18 protein-coding genes are annotated in these 24,815 nt (G+C 59.4%); 5 read left to right on the top strand and 13 right to left on the bottom strand.

The features are described from left to right. Positions 1-47: 47 nt before the first annotated feature. Positions 48-1,196 carry a bifunctional 2-methylcitrate synthase/citrate synthase gene (locus tag HMPREF2978_RS10705; protein WP_070745515.1) on the top strand — a complete coding sequence of 383 codons (1,149 nt, stop codon included), beginning with the start codon at positions 48-50 and terminating at the stop codon, positions 1,194-1,196. Here the strand turns inward: HMPREF2978_RS10705 and HMPREF2978_RS10700 are convergent. Both HMPREF2978_RS10700 and HMPREF2978_RS10695 read right to left on the bottom strand, forming a co-directional pair. After that, positions 1,193-3,628: a hypothetical protein gene (locus HMPREF2978_RS10700; protein ID WP_070745513.1), complete on the bottom strand. Its 2,436-nt coding sequence runs from the start codon at positions 3,626-3,628 to the stop codon at positions 1,193-1,195. The genes HMPREF2978_RS10705 and HMPREF2978_RS10700 overlap by 4 nt on opposite strands. A gap of 87 nt (positions 3,629-3,715) precedes the next feature. Further along, a complete protein-coding gene (locus HMPREF2978_RS10695; RefSeq protein WP_246818769.1) occupies positions 3,716-4,300 on the bottom strand; it encodes an ABC transporter ATP-binding protein in 585 nt (194 codons plus the stop codon). 333 nt (positions 4,301-4,633) lie between these two features. On the opposite strand from HMPREF2978_RS10695, the gene HMPREF2978_RS10690 reads away from it, so the two are divergent. Beyond that, complete coding sequence (locus HMPREF2978_RS10690; protein ID WP_070745511.1) at positions 4,634-8,065, top strand: pyruvate carboxylase; 3,432 nt, start codon at positions 4,634-4,636, stop codon at positions 8,063-8,065. Between the two features lie 23 nt (positions 8,066-8,088). After that, positions 8,089-8,265, top strand: coding sequence for a hypothetical protein (locus HMPREF2978_RS13280; RefSeq protein WP_168166447.1), 177 nt, complete (start codon positions 8,089-8,091; stop codon positions 8,263-8,265). Between the two features lie 287 nt (positions 8,266-8,552). On the opposite strand, the gene HMPREF2978_RS10685 is transcribed toward HMPREF2978_RS13280, so the two are convergent. From HMPREF2978_RS10685 to HMPREF2978_RS10675, 3 genes are all read right to left on the bottom strand, one after another. Further along, complete coding sequence (locus HMPREF2978_RS10685; protein ID WP_070745509.1) at positions 8,553-9,110, bottom strand: GNAT family N-acetyltransferase; 558 nt, start codon at positions 9,108-9,110, stop codon at positions 8,553-8,555. Between the two features lie 915 nt (positions 9,111-10,025). Next, positions 10,026-11,798, bottom strand: a complete 1,773-nt coding sequence (locus HMPREF2978_RS10680; protein ID WP_070745507.1) for an ATP-binding protein — start codon at positions 11,796-11,798, stop codon at positions 10,026-10,028. Between the two features lie 141 nt (positions 11,799-11,939). After that, entirely contained in the window at positions 11,940-12,800 is an 861-nt protein-coding gene (locus HMPREF2978_RS10675) for a sulfurtransferase (RefSeq protein ID WP_070745504.1), read from the bottom strand. Positions 12,801-13,089: 289 nt separating this feature from the next. Here HMPREF2978_RS10675 and HMPREF2978_RS10670 point away from each other — a divergent pair, with 289 nt between their 5' ends. Further along, positions 13,090-14,148: a Cj0069 family protein gene (locus HMPREF2978_RS10670; protein WP_070745502.1), complete on the top strand. Its 1,059-nt coding sequence runs from the start codon at positions 13,090-13,092 to the stop codon at positions 14,146-14,148. 197 nt (positions 14,149-14,345) lie between these two features. Continuing rightward, positions 14,346-15,509 carry a DUF4282 domain-containing protein gene (locus HMPREF2978_RS10665; protein ID WP_070528092.1) on the top strand — a complete coding sequence of 388 codons (1,164 nt, stop codon included), beginning with the start codon at positions 14,346-14,348 and terminating at the stop codon, positions 15,507-15,509. Between the two features lie 302 nt (positions 15,510-15,811). On the opposite strand, the gene HMPREF2978_RS10660 is transcribed toward HMPREF2978_RS10665, so the two are convergent. The 8 genes from HMPREF2978_RS10660 to HMPREF2978_RS10625 form a co-directional block, all read right to left on the bottom strand. After that, a complete protein-coding gene (locus tag HMPREF2978_RS10660) occupies positions 15,812-16,228 on the bottom strand; it encodes a DUF3151 domain-containing protein (RefSeq protein ID WP_012714873.1) in 417 nt (138 codons plus the stop codon). A 109-nt stretch (positions 16,229-16,337) separates the two neighbouring features. After that, positions 16,338-16,934: a Maf family protein gene (locus HMPREF2978_RS10655; protein ID WP_070528097.1), complete on the bottom strand. Its 597-nt coding sequence runs from the start codon at positions 16,932-16,934 to the stop codon at positions 16,338-16,340. Positions 16,935-16,938: 4 nt separating this feature from the next. Continuing rightward, the gene (locus HMPREF2978_RS10650) at positions 16,939-17,133 is read right to left on the bottom strand and encodes an acyl-CoA carboxylase subunit epsilon (RefSeq protein WP_070528100.1); all 195 of its coding nucleotides are present in this window, start codon (positions 17,131-17,133) and stop codon (positions 16,939-16,941) included. A 9-nt stretch (positions 17,134-17,142) separates the two neighbouring features. After that, positions 17,143-18,474, bottom strand: coding sequence for a carboxyl transferase domain-containing protein (locus HMPREF2978_RS10645; RefSeq protein ID WP_070528103.1), 1,332 nt, complete (start codon positions 18,472-18,474; stop codon positions 17,143-17,145). 60 nt (positions 18,475-18,534) lie between these two features. Beyond that, a complete protein-coding gene (locus HMPREF2978_RS10640; RefSeq protein ID WP_070745500.1) occupies positions 18,535-20,148 on the bottom strand; it encodes an acyl-CoA carboxylase subunit beta in 1,614 nt (537 codons plus the stop codon). Positions 20,149-20,284: 136 nt separating this feature from the next. Next, on the bottom strand, positions 20,285-21,139 hold the full coding sequence (locus HMPREF2978_RS10635) for a PRD domain-containing protein (protein WP_083316536.1): 855 nt from the start codon (positions 21,137-21,139) through the stop codon (positions 20,285-20,287). A gap of 83 nt (positions 21,140-21,222) precedes the next feature. After that, complete coding sequence (locus tag HMPREF2978_RS10630) at positions 21,223-22,662, bottom strand: 6-phospho-beta-glucosidase (RefSeq protein ID WP_070745496.1); 1,440 nt, start codon at positions 22,660-22,662, stop codon at positions 21,223-21,225. Next, positions 22,663-24,618: a beta-glucoside-specific PTS transporter subunit IIABC gene (locus HMPREF2978_RS10625; protein ID WP_070745494.1), complete on the bottom strand. Its 1,956-nt coding sequence runs from the start codon at positions 24,616-24,618 to the stop codon at positions 22,663-22,665. Between the last annotated feature and the right edge of the window lie 197 nt (positions 24,619-24,815).

The raw sequence follows: 24,815 nt of genomic DNA, 5'->3' as shown, positions 1-24,815 counted from the left end.
ACCCCACGTCCCAGAACTCACACCACACCCCTAAAGGAGAAAACACCATGTCTGAAACCCCAGAGATTTGCAAGGGTCTGTACGGCGTTGTCGTCGACGAGACCGCCGTGTCTAAGGTTGTCCCGGAAACCAACTCCCTGACCTACCGCGGCTACCCGGTCCAGGAGCTGGCGCGCTACTGCTCCTTCGAAGAGGTTGCTTACCTGCTGTGGAACGGCGAGCTGCCCACTCAGGATGAGCTGGTCCGCTTCTCCGCCCGTGAGAAGGCGCTGCGCCACCTGGACCGCCACCTCATTGACCTGATCACCTCCATGCCGAAGTCTTGCCACCCGATGGACGTGCTGCGCACCGCAGTCTCCTTCATTGGTTCTCAGGACCCGGAGGAGTACACCAAGGACTCCGAGCACATCCGCCGCACCGCGCTGGAGCTCATGGCGAAGCTGCCGACCATCGTTGCCCTTGACATCCGCCGTCGCCGCGGCGAGGGCTACATCGAGCCTTCCCGCAAGAAGGGCTTTGCGGAGAACTTCCTGTGGATGGTCTTTGGCGAGGAGGAAGGCTCGCCGGCCCTCTCGCGCTCCGATATTGAGGCCTTTGATAAGTCCCTCATCCTCTATGCTGAGCACTCCTTCAACGCCTCTACCTTCGCCGCCCGCGTGGTGACCTCCACGATGTCGGATACCTACTCCGCTGTTACCGCCGCCATCGGCGCCCTCAAAGGCCCGCTGCACGGTGGCGCTAACGAGGCCGTGATGAAGAACTTCCTCGAGGTTGGTGCCCCGGCCAAGGCGGAGGAGTGGACGCTGAACAAGCTCAAGAACAAGGAGCTCGTCATGGGCTTCGGCCACCGCGTCTACAAGAACGGTGACTCCCGTGTTCCGACCATGGAGGCCGCCTTCCGCGAGCTGGCCAAGGACCACGGCCAGGAGCAGTGGGTGGAGATGTACGAAAACATGGCGAAGACCATGTATGAGAACACCTCCATTAAGATTCAGCCGAACCTGGACTTCCCGGCTGGCCCTGCGTACCACATCCTGGGCTTCGACATCGAGTTCTTCACGCCGATCTTCGTGATGGCCCGCATCACCGGCTGGACCGCGCACATCGTGGAGCAGAACGAGAACAACTCCCTGATCCGCCCGCTGTCTGCCTACAACGGCAAGGAGCAGCGCTCCGTTCCGCCGAAGCAGATCTAATTAGCGGCTGCGCTTGACGACGGGCGCTGCACGTGGCGAAGGCATGTCATGCCGACGCCACATGCAGCGCCTAATGCTATTGCGCCCGTGGCAACAAGAAGAGCCTTCCAATCGATGGCGAATGTGAGGCCGTCTCCCATTGCGTAGACCATTCCGGTAAGCGGGAGGATTCCAGCGAGACAGCCAGCAATGATCGCGGTACATGCCAGTGAGACTGTCGTGAGCACAACGATTCTTAGGTGCCAGGAGGAATCGAGGCCCAGTACTTTGAAGGTGGTCTCGATTGCCTCGGTAGCCCGAGTGAGCTGCCGCGAGAAAACAAAGGTTACGGCTAACGCGCTGAGCAGCGCGGCTGCCAAGCTGATATAGAATGCCCGCGGTGTCGAAGAGGTTTGAACCAGCGGCAGTAACACGAGATCGTGGGGAATATGGGCTTGTGCAGCGCTATCAAGAAAGCGCTTTTCTTGGTCTTCCTGGAGACCCGTAAAAACCCATTGTGTCCTACCTGCCGGTGCATCTAGTCTCTGCGCCGTGGATGCGAGGGTAAATCCTCCAGCTAGCTTCTCCCAGTGTGGCCCGAAGTCCATACTCAGCGCTGGAAGGGATGAGTGGCTTGAATTCTTGCTCGTGTTGATTGAAACGTGGTCTTGGTCGATGAATCTGTGATCGCGGACTAATGCCCCAGTCTTAAGGACTTCTTTTTCTGAGGCAGTAAGCTCTCTGTCTAAGAGTTGCTCTACGTCATGAACGGATTCGACGCTCAGTACGCCAAAAGTCCCCGACATCTCCGTGGGCATGTCCAGCGTGGCTTGGACATAAGAAACACGAACTGGGGCGGGCGCCCCCAACACAGTGGCTACGTGCTGGACGGATTCAACACGCGTGGAAAGCCCGCTATCTGTCGTCTCTAAAATGTGTGCCTGGTTTGGGGCGATCGTTGACGTCAAACTGTCATTCTCACTGGCTGTGAAGCTGGCTGACATCGAACTGCTAAACACTGCGGTTCCCATGCACAGGACCAACAACGTCAGACCCGTGCCAATAAGCTGCCGGTGCTTCTCTGCAAATCTCAGGGCCACGCCTGCTGGAGTGTAGGGCCGGCTGGTTCGCGGACAGCGTGCGAGAAGAAGAGAAAAGACGATGCACAATGCCACGGTTGGCAATGGCGCCCAAGTTTCGAACACGTCTGGCCCCAGCAGTGCTGAAGCGACCGTAAAGAGTGCGGCCACAAGGACAATAGCAATAGCACTCCAACGCAAGAATGATGCCGATAGGGCCGGCAGCGGGATATCTTTCCAGAACGGATGCGGCTGGGTCGACGGCGCGGTGGTAATACCGCCAATCAGGAGTGCTGCTAGCGAGCTAGCGAGAAGAAGCACTAACCATTTCCACGGAATGAGGACTCCAGGATCAGGCAACCCCGCAAGTCCCGAAATGAAAGGGCGCACGCATTGCGCCAGGCCTGCACCTACAACGAGGCCTAAGACGGAGTACATCAGGGCTGAACGAAGCAGGGTGGATGTGCTGGACTTCCACAACAGGAAGGGGGAGACTCCTAGCTCGAAGAACCGCCGGTTCAACGGGTGAAGAACTAGGTACGTGACTCGCCACAAAAAGAGGATCAAAGCACACGGTATGACAATGGCGAACAGGCCGAAGAAGAAAGAATAGCTATCGGCGAACCCTGAAGGCGGCGTGGCGAGCAGGCTTTCGCGGGTGAGGAGTGAGGTCGAAAAGGCGTCGTCAAGCGCAGCGCGATCGACGAGGTTTGTAGTTTCGAGCTGACTGCTAATGAAGTCGGTGAGCTCGGCAGGAGTCGTTCCTTCGGAACCGAACACAATCGGCCGGACCGAAGCGGAGGTCATGGAATAAGCGTCGGCGTCGATGGTGTTCCATGTTCCCGATGCGCCGTACACCGCTTTCTCCTGGCTGTGGAAGGAATTCGATGCAACGCCAACGATACGGAGTGGTAGCGTGCCGTTGAATGCTGTTGTGTTCTCTCCAAGACTAAGGTTCACGTCCTCGGTGACTACTACCTCGCCAGGAGCGCTAGGCCAATGGCCCTGAACTAGTGTCAACCCAAAATCGGGAGCTTGCTCTTCCCAGTGAGACTCCTTGTAGACAAGGGAAGTGGAAGGATTGCTATCGATATAGAGATCGTAAGTCTCGAGTTGGGTAGTAAAGCCCCTCTCTGGGGAATCAAGTTGCGGCAGCGTCTGTTCAACCACGCCCGCCCGCGTGTACACAGGCACGTCCACCCGCACGGCGTTGTTTCCCAATTCTGACTGCGCCTTCTGCTGCGGGGACAATGTCATGAAGAGATCAGCCGATACAGCAAATGCGAATAATCCTAAGCACACTGCGATTGCTGCTGCGCCGAAACGATACCGTTTCGACGAGTGCACGATTTTCGTGATTAGTTCATTGAGCATGTGGGGCTGCTTTCCCAAGCTGGCCGTCGATCAGCGTGTAGGCCGTGCCGCAATAGTCCAACATGATGGGGTCGTGGCTGGTCGCTATCACGGTTGTGCCGGTTGATGCGAGCTTTTTGAATAGTTGAAAAATGCCGAGTTCTCGGAATCGAGCGCAGCGGACGGCTCATCAGCCAAGAGAATTCGTCGGTTTCCGGAGAGCGCTCGGGCGATTCCTACTCTTTGGCACTGGCCGCGTGACATCTCTGCGGGAAATCGTTGAGCGAGTTCTGCAAGTCCTACTTGGGCTAATGCCTCGGAAGCCTTATCGTGTGCCGTCGTTTCATCGACACCCGCTGCGGCAAGCACAAGCATGACATTTTCGAGCGCGGTGAGTTCATTCATTAATAGGTCGTCTTGGTGGACGAAGCCGATTGTGTTGCGGCGCAAGGCAAGTAGTTCCTTGGGAGCAGCGGTGGATACACAGGTATCGAAGACCGAGATTGAGCCTTCATCGATAGGTAGAAGACCTGCAACCGCGCGCAGGAGAGTGGTTTTGCCGGAGCCGCTCTTTCCTGAAATACCGAGAAACTCGCCTTCACCAGCTTCTAGGCTTGCGCCTTTGAGAACATGCGTGCGCTGGGCGCCTTCGCCTAAATACTTGTGGACGTTAGAAATGGTGACTGAGTTCATAAGCTCTTTTCTGTCTTCACCGTGTGGTCTTTGGAAGTGAAGGATGAAGTTGGTTCTTATGAACCTGATTGAAGGATAGAAACGGAGGGTAGAACATGTCAATAGGTTTATATTTTTTTAAAAGCGAAGTAACTCTTCTCCTATTTGGCCGCTGCATGTTTAAAGGGGGAAGGGGAGCTGTTCATGAAGGGGTGAGTCTTCTAGGGGTGTGCCTAGGAGTCTGGCGAGAACCTATTCGAAATCTGTTGACCGATATGTCGATTTCCGCCCGCATTGTCGCCTCGGACACTATCCTTAAGTTCGTATTGTGCTTATCTGAAAGGATCACTCCCAGTGTCTGATACTGCTCACAAGTCCTTCTCTAAGATCTTGGTGGCCAACCGCGGTGAGATTGCCGTGCGTGCCTTCCGCGCCGCCTTTGAGGTCGGTTCCAAGACCGTTGCAATTTATCCCAAGGAAGACCGCAACTCCTTCCACCGCGCCTTCGCGGATGAAGCCGTGCGTATTGGCACTGAGGGCCAGCCGGTTAAGGCTTATCTCGATATCGACGAGGTTATTCGCGCCGCCAAGAAGTCCGGTGCGGATGCCATTTACCCGGGTTATGGCTTCCTTTCGGAGCGCGCTGATTTGGCCCGCGCTTGCCGTGACAACGGCATTAAATTCATCGGCCCCACCGCCGAGACCTTGGACCTGACCGGTGATAAGGCCGCCGCAGTGGCCGCAGCCGAGGAAGCAGGGCTGCCGACTCTGAAGGACTCGAAGCCCTCGACGGACGTCGACGAGCTGGCGGAATACGCCAAGGACTTTGAGTTCCCCGTCTTCGTGAAGGCAGTGGCCGGCGGCGGTGGCCGCGGCATGCGCTTCATTGAGAACGAAGCGGAACTGAAGACCAAGTGTGCTGAAGCATCCCGTGAGGCAGAGGCCGCCTTCGGTGACGGCCACGTCTACCTCGAGACCGCGGTCATTCGCCCGCAGCACATCGAGGTGCAGATTCTGGCTGACTCCCAGGGCAACGTCATGCACCTGTATGAGCGCGACTGCTCCGTGCAGCGCCGCCACCAGAAGGTCGTGGAGATCGCCCCAGCGCCGACGCTGGACCCGGAGCTGCGTGACCGCATCTGTGCGGACGCCGTGAAATTCTGCGAGCACATCAACTACGAAGGCGCCGGTACCGTCGAGTTCCTCGTCGATGAGAAGGGCAACCACGTCTTCATCGAGATGAACCCGCGCGTGCAGGTGGAGCACACCGTGACCGAGGAGGTCACGGGCGTGGACATCGTGAAGTCCCAGATGCAGATCGCCGCGGGCTTCTCCCTCGAGGAGTTGGGCCTCAAGCAGGAGGAAATCCACATCACCGGCGCGGCGCTCCAGTGCCGCATCACCACCGAGGATCCCTCCAATGGCTTCCGCCCGGATACCGGCACGCTGACCCAGTACCGCTCACCGGGCGGCGCAGGCGTGCGTCTCGACGGCGCAACGGCCGTCGGCGCGGAAATCTCCCCGAACTTTGACTCCCTGCTGGTGAAGATGACCTGCCGCGGTGTCACCTTCGAGCAGGCCGTGGCACGTGCACAGCGCGCGCTCAACGAGTTCACCGTGGCCGGCGTGGCCACCAACATCGGCTTCCTGCGCGCACTGCTGCGCGAGCCGGACTTCGTCAACACCCGCGTGGACACCAGCTTCATTCCGGAGCACCCGGATCTGCTCAAGGCTCCGCCGGCCGTGGATGAGTCTGGTCGCATCATCGACTACATCGCGGACGTGACCGTTAACAAGCCGAACGGCGAGCGCCCGACCACCCTGCGTCCCTTCGATAAGCTGCCGGATCTGGACTTTAACTCTGAGCTGCCGCGCGGTTCCCGCGATGAGCTGTTGGAGCTCGGCCCGAAGAAATGGGCGGAGAAGATCCGCAAGCAGGACGCTCTGGCCGTCACCGATACCACCTTCCGTGACGCCCACCAGTCCCTGCTGGCTACCCGCGTGCGCGGCACCGCGCTGGTCACGGCCGCAGAGGCCGTCGCCCGCATGACCCCGGAGCTGTACTCCGTGGAGGCATGGGGCGGTGCGACCTACGACGTCGCCATGCGCTTCCTCAAGGAAGACCCGTGGGTGCGCCTGGATCTGCTGCGTGAGGCCATGCCGAACCAGAACATCCAGATGCTGCTGCGCGGTCGCAACACCGTGGGCTACTCGCCGTACTCCAACGATGTGTGCACCGGCTTCGTGCAGGAGGCCGCCAAGTCCGGCGTGGATGTCTTCCGCATCTTCGACGCGCTGAACGACGTCACCCAGATGCGCCCGGCAATCGACGCCGTCCTGGAGACCAACACCACCGTGGCCGAGGTCGCCATGGCCTACTCCGGCGACATGTGCTCCCCTAATGAGAAGCTTTACACGCTGGATTACTACCTCAAGCTGGCCGAAGAGATCGTCAACACCGGCGCTCACGTCCTGGCCATCAAGGACATGGCCGGCCTGCTGCGCCCGGAGTCCGCATCCAAACTGGTTATGGCTCTGCGCAAGGAGTTCGACCTGCCGGTTCACGTGCACACGCACGACACCGCAGGCGGCCAGCTGGCCACCTACTACGCGGCAGCGCTGTCTGGTGCCGACATCGTCGACGGCGCCTCCGCACCGCTGGCGGGAACTACCTCCCAGCCTTCGCTGTCCGCCATCATCGCGGCGTTCTCGAACTCCTCGCGTGATACCGGCATCTCCCTCAAGGCAGTCTCCGATCTGGAGCCCTACTGGGAGGCAGTGCGCCAGCTCTACCACCCGTTCGAGAAAGGCATTCCTGGACCGACCGGCCGCGTATACCGCCACGAGATTCCGGGTGGCCAGCTGTCCAACCTGCGCGCGCAGGCTACCGCCCTGGGCTTGGAGGACCGCTTCGAAGTCATCGAGGACACCTATGCTGCGGTGAACGAGATGCTCGGCCGCCCGACCAAGGTGACCCCGTCCTCCAAGGTGGTTGGTGACCTCGCCCTGCACCTCGTGGGTGCTGGCGTGGACCCGGCTGACTTTGAGGCCAACCCCACCAAGTACGACATCCCGGATTCCGTCATCGCCTTCCTGCGCGGTGAGCTCGGTACGCCTCCGGGTGGCTGGCCGCCGCTGCGCGACAAGGTCCTGGAAGGCCGCGCGGCTGGCGACGTCACCGTCAAGCCCGTCCCCGAAGAGGAGAAGGTGCACCTGGCCTCGGATGATTCCACTGAGCGCCGTGCTTCCCTCAACCGCCTGCTCTTCCCGAAGCAGTTCGAGGAGTTCAACGAATTCCGCCGCACCTACGGCAACACTGAGGCGCTGACGGACACTGTCTTCTTCTATGGTCTGGAAGAAGGAAACGATTACATCGTTCACTACTTCCCGGAGGGCTCCAACGACCGCGCAGACCTCAAGCCCATCACCTTGCGTCTTGACGCGATGGGTGAGCCGGACGAGAAGGGCATCCGCAACGTCGTGCTCAACGTCAACGGCCAGATCCGCCCGCTCAAGGTGCGCGACAACAACGTCGAGTCCACCGTCGCCACCGTGGAGAAGGCCGACCCGTCCAACGAGGGACACGTGGCCGCACCGTTTGCCGGCGTGGTGAACCCCACCGCCAAGGCTGGCGACGAGGTCAAGGCCGGCGACCAAATCGCCGTCATCGAGGCCATGAAGATGGAAGCCTCCATCTCCGCCACCAAGGATGGCACCATCGAGCGCGTCGCCGTTGGCGCTGCCACCAAGGTTGAGGGCGGCGACCTCATCGCCGTCATCAACTAAAGGCCGACTTAGGTCATGAATGGGTGAGCAGCGTCATTCTTGGCGCTGCTCCCCGGTGGTTTTCGGCGGTGGGGTGGGATTTTTCCGCACTGCATTGGCCTAAGTCAGAAGGGCATCTGGCAGAAGGCATCGTTGGGTCCAAAAACGCCATCTGTACTGAGCAAAAGGCGTTTTTAGCCGTGAAAACGCCTTTTGACTGATGCCTTTTGCCAGGCGCCCTTTGTCAGATGCCTCCAGCATCTCGATGGAGGCATGCAGACGTTGCGCGTTGCTAGGGGAGCGAAGAAGCTAGTCGCGTTTCGCGAAGATACGTGCAGCGTTCTACGGAAACGGTCGTTGTGACCCGACCTAGGTTGTAGGTGGGTGAGCAACGTCGCTCTTGGCGCTGCCGTCGGCGCGCCGCCGAAGGCGTCGAGTATAGTCGACACTTTTAGAAGAAACCGAGGAAGTGTCGGGTATAGTCGACACCTTTTGTCGGCTTGTGGTACTAGAAGCGCTTGAGCATCACGTGGGCATCCGGGCGGCCCGGGATGTCGATGTCGACGAAACCTTCGGATTCATATAGCTTGCGGGCGCCGGTATTCTCCGGTTCAATCCACAGCGAAATGGCCGGTGCTTGCTGCGCCTCGGCGAGGTCACAGGCGTTGCGCAGGAGACGTCGCCCAGCGCCGAGGCCCCTGTAGCGGGACTCCACAGCGATGAAGAGCTCGGGAATCTCCTCCGGATCTAGGTCGGTGGCCCACTGGGACTCATCAAAAGGATCGGCCTCGGGGTTTCCGGTGTAAGCAGCGCCCTTCGCTTCAGTGGTGTAGTAGCGCAGCCACGCACCACCGACGGGAACGCGGTGGCTGGAGACGGCGATGACGCCGCCGTCGACATGGGGCGACCATTCGTCGACGTACAGCCCCACATCAGGTGTGTGGAAATCCCCGATATGGGCGTCCTCGTCACCGAGGACATCGGCGAGGAAAAGGAGACGGGAGAGGTAGGTACGGTCGTGCTCCTTGGCCAACCGTACGCCGAACTCGGAATCGTTAACGCTCATGCCTTTCGAGGCTACTTGATCTCTGAATTTAGCTACTCACTGAGTGACTCGAGGGGAGTGGGTGGATTCTCTATGGTCCAGAGAAGAGTACTCGTGTCGGTGGTATGGCGTGTAACTCGCGGGTTCAGTAACTCCTCGACTTTCAAGATCGAGCGGAAGGCGTGAAGGGCCTCCCTACGACGTCGTGAGCTTATGAATGGCTCATTGTGGGCCGCACGGTTTCTGACACGATTGATTCGTGCTAGGTGTTGTTCGACTTCCTTGCGGCGTGTGTGCGGCGCAAATGCTTTGTGCAGTGCAGGAATCCACAACAATTGCTCATGAGCTGCGTCTGTTAAGTGGCGCCAGAATCCAAAGGGGAGCTCGGCGACTAAAGCTCCAGGACTGACATGTTTCGTATGATTGCGCCGCAGAGCTTCGGCTATTGATTGTCGATTCTTATCATTCGAATCTATTTGTACTCCGTCGCGCATTCGGTGGAGAGGTGCATTCACTGGTGACTGAGGATCTATCAGCCAATGCTGGTCGCCCAGCCACCACCGCTCCAGAACAGTGTTATAAGAGTTTCTGAGTAGTACTTCGGCATGTGAGGCGTCGTGGAGAAATGCCATCGCGACGCTGATGTTCCATTCATACAGTGCTAATGCAGCTTTGCCGTCTTGATGGGCAGCACGAAGGAATGGCTCCCAACGCGGTGTTGAGAGCCATTGCGTAATCCACTGGCTATCCTGATGCGCCACTGCTGCATCCCCCCGGAGCGACAAATCAGCACCCCGGTAAGTAGTACTCAGCGGGTCAGTGACCCAGAGCAGAGCTCCACCGGGGTATCACGTCAGAGAGTACTTAACTGTGCTAATCGAGGCAAGGTTTTAGCAGTTTTGTACTGCTCTCTGCTGACAAAGAAGCGCTAGCGAACTACTTGATCTCCAGAATCGGCTCGCCCTTGTTGATCTGCGTGCCGGTGGACACCTTGAGATCGGTCACGGTGCCGGATTTGTGGGCCTTGACGGGGTTTTCCATTTTCATGGCCTCGAGGACGACGACGACCTCGCCCTCTTCGACTTCCTGGCCTTCTTCGACGGCGACCTTGATGACGCTGCCCTGCATCGGCGCGGTCACGGCGTCACCGGACACGTTGGCTGCTGCGCCTTTACCGCGGCGCTTCTTCGACTTCTTGCGCTTGGTGCCGCCACCCAAGAGCAAGTTGCCCGGCAGTGCCACCTCGATGCGGCGGCCGCCAACCTCGACGACGAACTTCTGGGAAGCTTCCTGCTCCTCGTTCTCGGGTGCTTCGGCGGTGTCGGTGTACTCGGGCAGCTCGTTGACCCACTCTTCCTCGATCCACTTGGTGTAGACCGTGAAGTTGCCGTCCTCGGCGGTGAAGGCAGGATCGGTGAGGATTGCCTGGTGGAAGGGGATAACCGTGGGCAGGCCTTCGATGCGGTACTCGGACAGCGCGCGGCGTGCGCGCGCGATGGCGGCCTCGCGGTCTGGGCCCCAGACGATGAGCTTGGCCAGCATGGAATCGAACTGTCCACCGATGACGGAACCCTCGCGCACACCGGAATCCATACGCACGCCCGGGCCGGAAGGCTCGGAGTAGGAGACGATGGTTCCAGGAGCCGGCATGAAGCCCGCGGCGGCGTCCTCGCCGTTGATGCGGAATTCGATGGCGTGGCCGTGCGGAGTTGGGTCCTCGGAGATGGAAAGCTCGCGACCCTCGGCGATGCGGAACTGCTCGCGAACGAGGTCATAGCCGGTGGTTTCCTCAGTGACGGGGTGCTCCACCTGGAGGCGTGTGTTGACCTCAAGGAAGGAAATGAGTCCATCCGCACCTACGAGGTACTCCACCGTACCGGCGCCGTAGTAGCCAGCCTCGCGGCAGATACGCTTGGCTGACTCGTGGATGGAGGCGCGCTGCTCATCGGTGAGGAAGGGGGCAGGGGCCTCTTCGACGAGCTTCTGGAAGCGGCGCTGTAGGGAGCAGTCGCGGGTGCCCATGACGACGACATTGCCGTGCTGGTCAGCCAGAACCTGGGCTTCGACGTGGCGGGCCTTATCCAGATAGCGCTCGACGAAGCACTCGCCGCGGCCGAAGGCAGTGACGGCCTCGCGCGTGGCGGACTCGTAGAGATCCTTGATCTCCTCGCGGGTGTGGGCCACCTTCATGCCGCGGCCACCGCCACCGAAGGCAGCCTTGATGGCAACGGGCAGGCCGTGCTCGTCGGCGAAGGCCTCGACCTCCTCGGCGCTGGCGACGGGGTCCTTGGTACCGGGTGCCATAGGGGCGTCGGCACGCTCGGCAATGTGGCGGGCGGTGACCTTGTCACCCAAGTCTGCGATGGACTGCGGGGAGGGGCCAATCCAGGTCAGGTCGGCGTCGATGACGGCTTGGGCGAAGTCGGCGTTCTCGGAGAGGAAGCCATAGCCGGGGTGGATGGCGTCGGCGCCGGACTTGGAGGCGGCGTCGAGAATCTTGCTGAAGTCGAGGTATGACTCCGCCGAAGTTTGACCGCCGAGTGCGAAGGCTTCGTCGGCAAGCGTGACGAATGGGGCGTCAGCATCGGGCTCGGCATAGACCGCTACGGATGCGATGCCAGCGTCGCGAGCCGCGCGGATGACGCGGACCGCAATCTCACCGCGGTTGGCCACGAGGACCTTGGTGATGTTCTTGGTTTCAACTGCCACGGCAGGAACCCTCCTCCATTTTTTCTGATAGGACTGCGTACTATTCTTGCACACCAAAACATGAGGATACCGTCATATCTTGGTTTCGTGTCAAAAAATAAACCCGCACCAGCGTGGATGCGGGCTTATTTCGGCGTGTTGCTAGCGCTCAACGGGCATACGAACCATGTTGCCCCATTCTGCCCACGAGCCATCGTAGACGCGCGGCGCCTTAAAACCGAGCAGGTACTTAAGGACGAACCAGGTGTGTGCTGCCTGGGCGCCGACGTGGGAATAGAGGACGGTTTCCGTGTCCGGCTCCAGCTCGCCGTAGTTGACCTTCAGTTCGCTCAGCGCGCGGAAGCAGCCGTTGGGGTAGACCGCGCGATCCCATTCCAAGTTGATGGCCCCGGGGATGTGGCCGTGGGTCAACGTGGTGCCGTAGGCGGACTCGCCGGTGCCGTTCTTGAGGGCGGCTTCGCCGCAGAACTCGTCTGGGCTGCGGGTGTCGACCACCGTGGCGGTGGATTCGCGCAGCTCGTCGACGAAGATGCGTGAAGATTCCTCGCGAGAGACCTCGGGGTAGGAGGAGGTAGATGGTTCGGGGACCATGAAGGAAGTATCGCGCTCTTCGGACATCCAGGCGTCCCTGCCACCGTCGAGAAGCCGCACGTCTTCGTGGCCGTACAGCTCAAAGATCCACAGGGCGAATGCGGCCCACCAGTTGGATTTATCGCCGTAGAGGACCACGGTGTCCTCGCGCTCGATGCCCTTGGAGCGAAGGAGGGCTGTGAAGTCTTCCGCACTGATGATGTCCCTCGTTGTGCTATCGAGCAGTTCCGTCTGGACGTTGATGCGGATGGCGGTGGGGATGTGGCCGATATCGTAGAGGAGCGAGTCCTCATCGACCTCGATGACGTGGAGGCCGTTAATGCCCAGTCGCGCGGATAGCCACGGTGCGGACACAAGACGCTCGGGGTGCGCGTATTCCTGGAAAGGGGGATTCGGGTCGAGTTCGGCCACGGTCCACCTGCCTTTCTCGTTAAGGGGGAACGTTCGCTTCAACCTTAGCGTGCTTGGTCGACTAGTGGTCACGGGGGAGAGCCTTTTGTGGTGTTGGATACATTTCTGCGACGTGGAGCCGCGTGTGACATGCACTGGTTATAACAAGCGTGCAGGTCAGCGGCTAAAAACTGCGTTAAGCTTGTCTTTTACCGCTTTTTAGTGTCGATTCTTCAGGTGAGCGCGTGGGCCGAACCTGGGTTATTTTAAGAAGTGACACTCATTAACCCCCTAGCGAAAGGGAATTACTGTGCACAAGGCAATCGTCGTCTTCGAGGTTGAGGGCGGATCAGACAAGCAGATCAACGGACACCGTAAGGACACCATGCCGATCGTCGACTGCATCAAGGATGCGGGCTGGCACGCAGAGGTCGTGTTCTACCGTCCCGAGTGGTCTGAGAAGCTCTTTGAGTACGTATCCGAGAACTTCGATGCCTACATCTCCCGCGTGAACCCGGGCAATATCCCGGGCGGTGAGAAGGGCTACTTTGACCTGCTCTCCAAGCTGTCCGACGCTGGCCTGGTCGGCATGTCCACCCCGTACGAGATGATGGCCTACGGCGCTAAGGATGCCCTAGTCAAGCTCAACGACACCGATCTGGTTCCGGCTGACACCGCCGCCTACTACGACGTCGAGTCTTTCCACAACACCTTCCCGACCTCCCTGTCCTACGGTGAGCGTGTGCTCAAGCAGAACCGCGGCTCCACCGGCTCCGGCATTTGGCGCGTGCGCCTTGCCGACGAAAAACTGGCCGAGTCTGTCGAACCGGGTACCGCACTGCCGCTCGACACCAAGATTAAGTGCACCGAGGCTGTGGACAACCACACTGAGGAGCGCGAGCTCGGCGAGTTCATGGACTTCTGCGATCAGTACATCGTGGGTGACAACGGCATGCTCGTGGACATGCGCTTCATGCCGCGCATCGTTGAGGGCGAGATTCGTATTCTTCTCGTGGGCCCGGATCCGGTCTTCGTGGTGCACAAGAAGCCGGCCGAGGGCGGCGACGCTTTCTCCGCAACCCTGTTCTCCGGTGCCAAGTACACCTACCAGAAGCCGGAAGAGTGGCAGGAGCTCGTCGACATGTTCGCTGAGGTCCGCCAGGTCATCGCTGAGAAGCTCGGTGGCGACAACATCCCGCTGATCTGGACCGCGGACTTCATGCTGGCTGACGGTGAAAACGGCGAAGATACTTACGTCCTTGGTGAGATCAACTGCTCCTGCGTGGGCTTCACCTCTGAGCTGGACATGGGCATCCAGGAGAAGGTGGCCGCTGAGGCCATCAAGCGCGTGGAGGCCAAGCACGCATAAGCGATTATTTTCGCGCTAGTCTTGACAAGTTTCCCCTGCCACGGCAGGGGAAACTTTCTTTTTTCTGGGGCAAGTTCCCCACGCCGAGCTGCCGGTGAGCGAGATCTCAGGTACGTTCGAAGGGGTAAAAAATTACGCCAGTGTAGCGCTGTAGCGTACTGCGAAAATCGATGATTCTCCGAAAGGTCTAAGGAATAATGACGAACCCCAACCAGTTTGGTGAGAACGCCGACAACAGCGATAACAACGTGGGCGACAACAACTTTAACGGTTCCAACGGCGACAACGCTGGGAACGACAATTTCGGCGGCTTTGGTGGCTACGGCAGCGCCCAGTCCAACAACGATAGCTCGGAGTCTGGCTGGAATGCCCAGGAATCGAACTCTGGCTTTGGCTGGGGTGGTCAGGCAGGCTACGGCGACTACTCCGAGAGCTCCGCTGAGACCTCCTCGTTCGGAAGCGCGTCTTCCCAGAATTCGCAGCCGGAGTCTGAAGGTGAGGCCAAGGACAGCACTCTTGGCTCCAGCTTTGCTGCGTCTGAGTCTGCCTCTGGTTCTGCCAACGCGGAGTCAGCTGACCGCAAGTCTGAAAGCCATGACACCCGCGCTAACCATGACTCTTTTGGTACCTCCTACGCTTCCTACAACACCGATAGCAGTGCTGGTGCCGAGCACTCCGCTGAGTCGGCGAACTCGAATCAGGGCTACGGCAACCACGGTTACGGCAACAGCGGCTTTGGCAACGAAGGCTTTGGCGGCACTGCGCAGGCAGAATCCAACCAGAGCCAGGGTTTTGGGCAGCAGTCTGGTGATGGCTTCGGCGCCCAGGCTTCTCACTCCAACTCCACGTCCGGTTTTGGTAGCTACCAGCAGCAGAACCAGGGCTTCGGTGCCCAGGAGCAGCAAGGTTTCGGCTCCCAGGGACAGCAGGGATTCGGGGCGCAGGAACAGCAGGGTTTTGGTCAGCAAAACTCGCCCTTTGCAGCCTCCCCGCAGAATCAGTACCCGCAGCAGGCAGCGCCGAATGGCGGTTCTTCCAAGGGCACGGGCTTCTTCAAGGCGCTGTTTGACTTCTCCTTCAGCAACTTCGTCACCCTGAAGTTCTCCTCCTTCATCTACATTCTGCTCGTTATCCTGGCAGGTGCAGCATGGGCGGGAATGATCCTCTTCTCCTTCTTTGCTTTCGCTGACAGCTTTCTCATCGGAATCTTGACGTTCCTGGGCGCTGTCATTTTTGGTGGAATTGGGTTCCTCTTCTACGTCATCCAGTTCCGTTTGATCCTGGAGTTCTTCGTGGCGAACATCCGCACCGCGCAGAACACCGGTGACCTTGTTGCCAAGGCAGACGGCGACAAGGCTTAATCGCATACCAATCCCTGCGCTGCTTTAAGTTAGACAGACTAATCCCGCGGCCTCAGTATTCGAGGTCCGCGGGATTTTTGTACGTAATGCGCCGTGCCCGTCTGAGAGGTCCGCTAGCTGCCACGGATGGTTCCAGTCATATGGTTCGGGTCAGAAGGTTCATGTGCCCCCAAACAACCCTTCTTTGGGCACCTAGATGGTTCACCTGCCCCCAGCTAAACCTTTTGAGTAGAACCAGGTTGCCAGAACCATGTGGTGGGCCGGGGGGAGGCGGGCCAGCGCGCAACGGCGCTACTGGCTGCCTAGTCCAGCAGCGTGGCGACGGACTCGGGGTCGGCGTCGGAAAGCATTTGGCGGATGCGGTCATACTCCGCGTCCTCACCGATGGCCTTCGCAGCATGGCCCAGTGCGGCAATCGCGCGCAGCACGCCCTGGTTGGGCTCATGGGAGAAGGGGACCGGGCCCCAGCCCTTCCACCCATTGCCGCGCAGGCGGTCGAGGCTGCGGTGGTAGCCGGTGCGCGCATAGGCGTAGGCGGTGATGAAAGCGGTGGGCTCAGCGCCCTTGTGCTTGTCTAGTTCCTGCTCCGCCAGCAGTGCCCACAGCAGCGGGGAATCCGGGTGGGCGACAATTCCGGCGGTGAGATCGGAAGTGCTGTCAGCACCCGGATCGGCCGGCAGCTTGATGGGCGGGGGAGCGAGCATATCTTTCATTTCCATGCCGCCCCACTCTAGCCATGTGGCGCTACGGCCACCAGAGGGGGCGAACCTGGGAAGGTTCGCCCAAAGATAGAAGAATTAGCCCGCAGCTGGATGGATTCGCCCGAAACTAGGACTGGGCCCAGAAGTCGGAGACGTTGAGCCCAAAGGAGTACAGCGCGCGGCGCAGCACCGGCAGCGAAAGGCCGATGACGGAGGAAGGATCGCCCTCAATGCGGTCGATGAACCAGCCGCCGAGGGCCTCCAAGGTAAAGGCGCCGGCGCATTCCAGCGGCTCGCCGGTGCGGGCATAGGCCTCGATATCGGCGTCCGAGGCCTGGGCGAAGTGCACCGTCGTGCGCGAGGCCTCCACGAAGCGCTCGTCGCCGCGCAGTACGCAGTGGCCGGTGATGAGCTCCGCGGCGCGACCGGCCTGCGCGTGCCAGCGCTCTACGGTGGCCTCGGGGGTGTGGGGTTTGCCTTGGAGGGAGCCGTCGAGAAGCAGCATGGAATCCCCGCCCACCACGACATCCTCGGGATAGTCAGGAGCAATGGCCTCTGCCTTGGCAGTAGCCAAGGCGCAGACGATCTCGGCGGGCTCAGCACCCGCTAGGCGCTCCTCGATGGCCCGCTCATCCACGTGGGCGGGGGCGATGACGGGTTCCACGCCCGCACCCCGCAGGATGGACAGGCGGGACGGGGACTGGGAAGCCAGAACCAGGCGCATGTGCTTAGTAGTAGCGGACGTTGCGGAAGGCGGACGGGTTAAACACGTCGCCCGGCTGGCCCCACAGGTCGCGCTCGGAGCGGGTATCGGCGGCCTTGGCGCGCGCCTCGGAGTCGAGCTGGCTGAGCACCGTGGTCAGGGCCGCCACCTCAGCATCGGTGGGGTTGCCGTTGAGAACGGTAAACAGGGAAGCGGTCATAGGAAACCTCTACAAAACGATATTGCCGTGTTTCTTCGGCAGAGTCGGAATAATCTTGCGATCCAGCAGGCGCAGGCCCTCAATGAGGGAACCGCGGGTGGCTGCCGGGGTAATGACAGAATCGACGAGACCACGCTCAGCGGCCTGGTACGGGGTGAGGTAGGCGGCGGCCTCCTCCTCACTCAGCTCCAGCTCGGCGGCCAGCGCAGGGGCATCGGCCACGGCGATCTCGGCGGTCGGCCACGCATAGGACAGGTCCGCGCCGAGCTCCTTGGAACCGAAGGCGATGTATCCGGTGCCGTGCGCGCGGCGGACGATGACACTGATCTTTCCCACGCTCGCCGCGGAGTAGGCGTGCACGAGCTTGGCCAGCGCTGCCTTCTCCACGTCCAGCGCCGGAGTGTCGACGAACTCGATGATGGGGGTGTTGAAGGCATCGCAGAGGCGGATGAAACGCGCGGCCTTAGCGGCAGCTTCCGCGTCGAAGGAGTCGCGGTTGGCGATGATGCCCACCGTGCGGCCCTCCACGCGGCCGAAGCCGGTGAAGACACCGCGCACCTGGGCACCGAGCTCGAAGACATCCTCACAAGTGGCGGTGACCACGTCGGCGAGATCGACGGCGCCGTCATCGCCCACGAGGACATCGAGCGCGTGGTCGGCCTCGCTGATGTTGTCTTCCACCGAACCCGAAACGATGGTGGCCTCGGTGCGGGGAGCTGCAGCACGGTTATTGGAGGGCAGGTAGGAGAGCACGCGCTTGGCGACGTTCACCTCGTGCTCCCCGTGCGCCTGCAGGTCACCGTCCGGAGCGATGACGACATCGGACAGCGCGGCCACCAGCGAGGCCTCCTTGGAGTCCGCGTAGACCGCCGTGACCTGCGGGATGAGGCCGGAAGCGGTGGTGGCGCGGGCAAGGATGCGGGCCTGCATGGCGGAGGAGACAATGCCCTCCTGGGCGCGGGGCTTGTCGCTGGCGACGAGTGCGACGATGGGCACGCCGGTCTTAATGGCCAAGTCATAGAGCTTGGTGACCTTTTCGCCATAGACCTCGCCCATGGTGCCGTCGAACAGCGAGGCGTCCTGCGCATAGGCGCAGACCTTGCGGCCATCGACGGTGCCGAAGCCGGTGACGACGCCATCGGTGTAAGGGCGGATGTGCTCGCGGCCGAACTCGGTGGAGCGGTGGCGAGCAAGCGCGTCAGTCTCTACGAAGGAACCGGCGTCAAAGAGCGCCTCGATGGCGCTGCGGGCCGCCGGGACTTCGCCCTGCGGCGCCCGGGACTCGGTGAGCTTGGAGCTCAGGTCCTCGATCTTGCCAGCGGTCGTCTTCAAGTCAGTCATGGGACACTAGTGTAATACAGTGCTTCTTCTGCACTAATCTGTGCTTGATCCGAGCGCGGCCTAGAGCGGGATGTTTCCGTGCTTTCGCGAGGGGCGCGCAACATTCTTGTCCGTGAAGAAGCGCAAGTTTTTGGCGATTGCACTGCGGGTTTCGGAGGGGAGAATGACGGCGTCGATAAGCCCGCGCTCCGCTGCCTTATACGGGTTGAGCATGTGGTCTTCGTATTCGCGCTCGAAGGATTTGGTCAGCTCAGCCACGTCGAGACCCTTCTCGTGGGCAGCCTTGATCTCCTTGCGGTAGATAAAACCGACGGCGCCGGCAGCACCCATGACCGCGATCTGGGCGGTGGGCCAGGCCAGGTTGACGTCCGCTCCCAGTCCCTTGGAGCCCATCACGCAGTAGGCGCCGCCGTAGGCCTTGCGCAGGGTGACGGTGATTTTGGGAACTGTGGCTTCGGCGTAGGCGTAGAGGAGCTTGGCGCCGCGGCGCAGGATGCCGTCGTGCTCTTGGTCGGCGCCGGGAAGGAAGCCGGGGACGTCGACCAGCATGATGATGGGGATATTGAAGGCATCGCAGGTGCGCACGAAACGCGCGGCTTTCTCTGAAGAATCGATGTCGAGGCAGCCGGCAAAGACCTGGGGCTGGTTGGCCACGAAACCAACAGTGCGGCCCTCGATGCGCCCGAAAGCGGTGACCACGTTATCGGCGCGGTCGGCCTGGATCTCTAGGAAGTCGCCGTCATCGGTGAGGGCCTCGATGACCTCCTTGACGTCATAGGGCTGGTTCGGGGAGTCCGGGATGATCTCATCCAGCATGAGGTCGTCGGCGGTTTCTTCGCCCAAGTCTTCGTAGGGCTCAACCGGGGTCAGCTGCCGGTTATTGGAGGGCAGGTAGGTCAGCAGATCGTGGACCCAATCGAGCGCTTCCTCGTCGCTAGAAGCGGTGTAGTGCGAGGTACCGGACTTGTGCATGTGGACGCCCGCGCCGCCGAGTTCTTCTTGGCTGACTTCTTCGCCGGTGACGGTCTTGATGACGTCTGGTCCGGTAACGAACATCTTGGACTTCTTGTCCACCATCACCACGAAGTCAGTCAGCGCAGGGGAGTAGGCGTTGCCGCCAGCGCAAGCACCCATGATGACGGAGATCTGCGGGACGACGCCGGAGGCCTTGACGTTTTGGTAGAAGGTCTTAGCAATCCAGTCCAGGGACACAGCACCATCCTGGATGCGGGCGCCGGCGCCCTCGTACAGGCCGATGAGCGGGCGGCCGGTGGTGATGGAAAGCTCCATGATCTTGATCATCTTCTCGCCGTAGACCTCGCCCAAAGCGCCGCCGAAGACGGTTCCGTCCTGGGAGAAAATGCAGACCTCGCGGCCGTCGATGGTGCCCCAGCCGGTGACGATGCCATCGGTGAGCGGGCGCTTCTTGCCCATGCCGAAGTCCGTGGTGCGGTGCACGGCGAGCATGTCAGTCTCCACGAAGGAGCCTTCATCAAGGAGATAGTCCAAGCGCTCACGCGCGGTGAGGCGGCCCTGGGCGTGGACCTTCTCATGAGCTTTTTCGCCCATGGGCTGCGCCGCTGCTTCGCGACGCCTCTTCAGTTCAGCGATCTTGCCTGCGGTGGTGTCGGCGCTCAGGGAGTCAAGCTCCGACAAATGTGAGGAAATAGTCATGTTTCGACAGTGTAGAGAAGTTTTGTATAGGAATGTATATCGGCGCGCAGGTGATTTCCCTCACAGGCTGCGTTTGTGCAGGTAAGAGAGGTGGAAAAGGTGAGGGTTTCCTCGCAAACGGCGTGTTGGGTGCATTCTAACCGTCCTTGCCACCTTGCTCAGTCCCAAGGGCGCTGTGCAGGCGCGCAACGTGTAGGGCAATGTAGGCGAGCTCATTGTCATTAATGGCATGACCTTGACCTTCCAATTTGGAACGGACGAGACGAGCAACGCGCACTGCTGCAGCATCATCGTGTTCGATAGCCGCAAGCATGGAGTGCAATGGTGCGTCAGCTTCCCGGCTCGGGGAATGTAAACGTGCGAAGAGATACCGCAGGTGCGTAACGAATCGTGTGACCGTGGGGGAGCTGGGGCGAAGGTGGCACTGAAGCTCGGAAGAGACCAAGTCGAGAAGAGCAGAGATTTCCTTCGTGGTGTTTTCTGCCTTCGTCATATCCCCATCCACAAACTGTGCGTTGATGAAATGCATCGCTACGGCGGCGGCCTCATCGCGGGCTAGACGGACGCTAGTGGCTTTCTCTACTTGGTCTAGGAGCTTTAACCCCAGCTCAAATTCCTCTGGGTACAAAGTGGATACTTCCCACATCAATGGGTAGCTGAATTCGATTCCGCTTTCCTCGCGCTCGATTGCGAAAGAAATATGATCTGCTAGGCCTAAAACTAAAAGCTGTGTTTCGCTGACCTGAGAGTGCGTGTTTACGAAATCGACAACAAGATTGACTATGTCTAGCGAGAGCTCAGAGAGTAGTGCGGTGAGGTTTGCGATGGGGTGGGCGGAGCTTGGACGGAAAACTTGCTCCACAGCATCATCCCGGATTTCATCGCCAAGCTTTCGACCGAAACCAATCCCCTTGCCCAAACAGATAGCTTGAGTACCGTGTGCGTCGGTACAGAGCACAGCGTTGTTGTTAAGTGCGCGGATGACATCCATAGATTTAGGGTACAGGGCACGGAAACGCAGACTTGAAAGATTCAGTCGTACGTGACCGTGCCCTGTCTTAGAAGGCCAGAATGTTAGATCTCAGCTCCGTTGGAAGCAATGACGTTCTGGTACCACTCGAAAGAATCCTTCTTTGAGCGCTCCATCGTGCCATTTCCCTCATTGTCACGGTCGACGTGAATCATCCCGTAACGCTTCTTCATTTCACCGGTGGTGAAGGAAACCAGGTCGATGATTCCCCAGGGGGTGTAGCCCAAGAGATCGACGCCGTCTTCAAGGACGGCCTCCTTTACTGCCGCGATGTGGTTTCGCAGATAGTCGATGCGGGCCTCATCGTGGATGGAACCATCGGCTTCTAAGTTATCGACCGCGCCGAAGCCGTTTTCTACGATAAAAAGCGGCTTTTGATAGCGGTTGTAGAGGGAATTGAGGGAGTAGCGCAAACCTTGTGGGTCGATTGGCCAGCCCCAGTCGGAGGACTGGATATACGGATTATCTACTGAGTTGGGTAATCCGCCGTTAACCGAGGAACCAGCGTCGGCCACTGCATCGTGCTTAACGGTGTTGGACATGTAGTAGGAGAAACCGAGGTAGTCGACAGTGCCGTTGCGGAGAATTTCCTCGTCGCCGTCTTGGAAGCCTGGATCAATTCCCTCTCGCTCAAATTTCTTCAGAGCATAGGCTGGGTAAGAGCCACGGATTTGCACATCGGGGAAGAAGTAACGATCGCGGCTAGCAATTTCTGCGGCCATGATGTCTGAGGGATTGCAGCTGTAGGGGTAAATCGGGACCATGGCAACCATGGCGCCGATCTGTAGGTCGGGATTGATTTCGTGTCCCACTGCTACGGCACGTGCAGAGGCGAGCAGGCAGTTGTGCGCGGTCTGGTACAGCACCTGCTGGGGGTTTTCACCTTCGGCGATGGTCACGCCCGAGTTGGTCCATAGGAACAGCGGGTTATCCACGTTCATTTGGTTGTTGATCTCATTGAAGGTCATCCAGTACTTGACCTTCTTGTGGTAGCGCTCGAAGCATACCCGTGCGAAGCGCTCGAAAAATTCCACCAGCTTGCGGTTGCGGAAACCGCCGTATTCACGAGCAAGGTGAAGGGGAATCTCGAAGTGGCTCAATGTGATGACTGGTTCGATACCGTGCTTCAGAAGCTCGTCGAAGACCTCGTCATAGAACCTGAGTCCTTCTTCATTGGGCTCCAGCTCATCGCCCTGCGGGAAAATCCTGGACCAGGCAATTGACGTGCGGAAGCATTTGAGTCCCATTTCAGCGAAGAGCTTGATGTCCTCACGGAAGCGACCGTAGAAATCGATTGCTTCGTGGTTGGGGTAGAACTCGTTGGCTTCGACGGTTTCGGTGACACGGCGAGGAACTCCGTGGGCACCAGCAGTGAGGACGTCGACGACGGAGGGGCCTTTACCGCCCTTGTTCCAGCCGCCTTCGAATTGGTGTGCAGCAACAGCGCCGCCCCAGAGGAAATCCGGATTGAGTGACGTGGTCATTTACTTGGCTCCTTCTACTTGAGTCTGGTTCGAGGCCTTGGCTTCAACGGCCATGAGCTCGTTTCCATGAGTGGTACGGGTTGATGGATGGATGATGACATCAGCGAACTTCTTCGTATTCGTGATGATTACTGGCGTAGTGAGTGAATAGCCGGCTTGGGTAATCGATTGAGCATCAAATTCAACCAATAAGTCTCCTTCTTCGACGCGCTGTCCCTTCGTAACGTGACTGGTGAAAGGCTTTCCCTTGAGCGCGACCGTGTCTAGGCCGATGTGGACCAACACTTCAACGCCGTCATCTGAAATGATCCCTACAGCGTGTTTGGATGGAAGGACAGTCGCAACCGTGCCATCGAAGGGCGCGTAAACCTTGTTGTCGGTAGGTTCTACGGCCACGCCGTCTCCCATGGTTCCCTTTGCGAAGACCGGATCGTCCACCTCGTTAAGGGCGAGAACTGTACCGGTCACCGGGCTCGAGATGTGGAAGACGGTCTCTTTTTGGGAGAGTTGACTGTGATATTCAGCGGATGCGGCGTCGGAGTCGGGAGAACTGTCAGTTGCTTCGGCAGGGGCCTCGGCGAGCACATCCGTGAAGCCAACAAGGTAGACGCCGATGGCGGCTCCGAAGAATGCTACGGTGCAGCCAATAATCTCACCCATGAGCGAGTTGGTTCCCGGTTCGTAGGCATTCATGATGGTGAGCACGCCAGGTAGTCCTGCATAGACGTATTGCAGGGAACCAAAGAGGGAAACCACGATTGCGCCTGCAGCACCCGCGACACAGCCTACAATGAAGGGTTTCTTTAAACGGAGCGTAACGCCATAAATAGCGGGTTCAGTGATGCCGAAGACGCCGGTCAGAGAAGCGGATGCGGCGACCTTCTTCATTTCAGGGCTGCGAGACTTGAGGAAGACTCCGAAGGCCGCTCCAACCTGAGCAATCACCGCAGCGGTCTGGAAGGCCTGGAAGGGGTCTGAGCCATACTGTTCAAAGTTCGCCAGGACCATTGGGGTCACGCCCCAGTGCACACCAAAGATGACGATTACCTGCCAGAAACCACCTACCATGGCTGCAGCTACAGGGGGAGCAACATCGACCAACCAGTTGAAACCGTCTGCAATGAGAATCGCGCCTTGGTTGGACAGAGGGCCAATGATCAGAACAGTGAGTGGCACGGCGATGATGAGACAGAACAGTGGGGTAAACAGCTGCGTGATGACCTCAGGTAGGTGCTTCCGGAAGAACCTTTCGAGGTAAGACAATCCCCACACGACGAAAAGGGGTGGGAGCACAGTTGAGGTGTATGTGGTCTCGCTCAATCCAAAACCGAAAAGCGAAATGTGTTCGCCCTCGGCCACGCGTGAGGCAATGTCGGCCATCTGCGGGGCGACGAGAGCACCAACAGCGGCGACAGAGATGAATGTGTTCGTCTTGAAGAATTGCGAGGCGGTAATCGCGATGAGGATGGGCAGGAAAGTAAAAGGCGCCCAGCTCATGAGTGAGAAGATCTCATATGTACCCGTCTCACCAAACTCCGGCCAGGCGGCAGTGATGAGGATGAGCGCACCTTGGATAAGGCCCGCTGCGGCGAGTACGTAAATGAAGGGGGCAAAGACCGCCGACATCATAGCGATGATGCGGTTCATGAGGGTGGGTTTATTGTCCTCGTCATCAATTTGCTGTTCATTAGGATCGATTCCTAGCTGATCAATGGCAGCTTCGTAAACCTCGCCCACGCGGTTGCCGATGACGATTTGGAATTGCCCTCCCTTCTCGACCGTTGTGATGACGCCGGGCAGATTCTCAATCTTGGTGTGGGCGTCTTCGGGAGTGCTTTTCAGGACAAGGCGCAGGCGAGTGGCGCACCGAGCAATTCCTGTGATGTTAGATGGCCCGCCGACCAGAGTGATGATGTCGTGGGCAAGCTTTGGATAATCACGTACCGGAGCGGTCATGATGTCCTCACTTTCGTTCTTAGGCTTTCGAAAAGTCCCAAAACGAAAAAGACTCGCGAGAGCAATGAAGCTGAAGTCCCTTTCGTTAAAGGGGGATTCCGCTTCAGGTTCTTGCCTCTTGCGAGTAACAGGCCTGATAGCCGATATGTGAAACTATAGCCCCTCTTGTGGCAGGGCACAAGAGGGGCTAGTTGTGA

It is taken from the genome of Corynebacterium sp. HMSC074C01 (assembly GCF_001814605.1).
In the GTDB taxonomy this organism is placed as follows: domain Bacteria; phylum Actinomycetota; class Actinomycetes; order Mycobacteriales; family Mycobacteriaceae; genus Corynebacterium.
The sequence above is the reverse complement of the archived record's forward strand: the minus strand, read 5'-3'. Positions and strand labels throughout refer to the sequence as shown.

Excerpts from the sequence above, each read along its gene's own strand:
- HMPREF2978_RS10705 (WP_070745515.1), top strand. The coding sequence starts at position 48 with ATGTCTGAAACCCCAGAGATTTGCAAGGGTCTGTACGGCGTTGTCGTC.
- HMPREF2978_RS10700 (WP_070745513.1), bottom strand. The coding sequence starts at position 3,628 with ATGCTCAATGAACTAATCACGAAAATCGTGCACTCGTCGAAACGGTAT.
- HMPREF2978_RS10695 (WP_246818769.1), bottom strand. The coding sequence starts at position 4,300 with ATGAACTCAGTCACCATTTCTAACGTCCACAAGTATTTAGGCGAAGGC.
- HMPREF2978_RS10685 (WP_070745509.1), bottom strand. The coding sequence starts at position 9,110 with ATGAGCGTTAACGATTCCGAGTTCGGCGTACGGTTGGCCAAGGAGCAC.
- HMPREF2978_RS10665 (WP_070528092.1), top strand. The coding sequence starts at position 14,346 with ATGACGAACCCCAACCAGTTTGGTGAGAACGCCGACAACAGCGATAAC.
- HMPREF2978_RS10660 (WP_012714873.1), bottom strand. The coding sequence starts at position 16,228 with ATGGAAATGAAAGATATGCTCGCTCCCCCGCCCATCAAGCTGCCGGCC.
- HMPREF2978_RS10655 (WP_070528097.1), bottom strand. The coding sequence starts at position 16,934 with ATGCGCCTGGTTCTGGCTTCCCAGTCCCCGTCCCGCCTGTCCATCCTG.
- HMPREF2978_RS10650 (WP_070528100.1), bottom strand. The coding sequence starts at position 17,133 with ATGACCGCTTCCCTGTTTACCGTTCTCAACGGCAACCCCACCGATGCT.
- HMPREF2978_RS10645 (WP_070528103.1), bottom strand. The coding sequence starts at position 18,474 with ATGACTGACTTGAAGACGACCGCTGGCAAGATCGAGGACCTGAGCTCC.
- HMPREF2978_RS10640 (WP_070745500.1), bottom strand. The coding sequence starts at position 20,148 with ATGACTATTTCCTCACATTTGTCGGAGCTTGACTCCCTGAGCGCCGAC.
- HMPREF2978_RS10635 (WP_083316536.1), bottom strand. The coding sequence starts at position 21,139 with ATGGATGTCATCCGCGCACTTAACAACAACGCTGTGCTCTGTACCGAC.
- HMPREF2978_RS10630 (WP_070745496.1), bottom strand. The coding sequence starts at position 22,662 with ATGACCACGTCACTCAATCCGGATTTCCTCTGGGGCGGCGCTGTTGCT.
- HMPREF2978_RS10625 (WP_070745494.1), bottom strand. The coding sequence starts at position 24,618 with ATGACCGCTCCGGTACGTGATTATCCAAAGCTTGCCCACGACATCATC.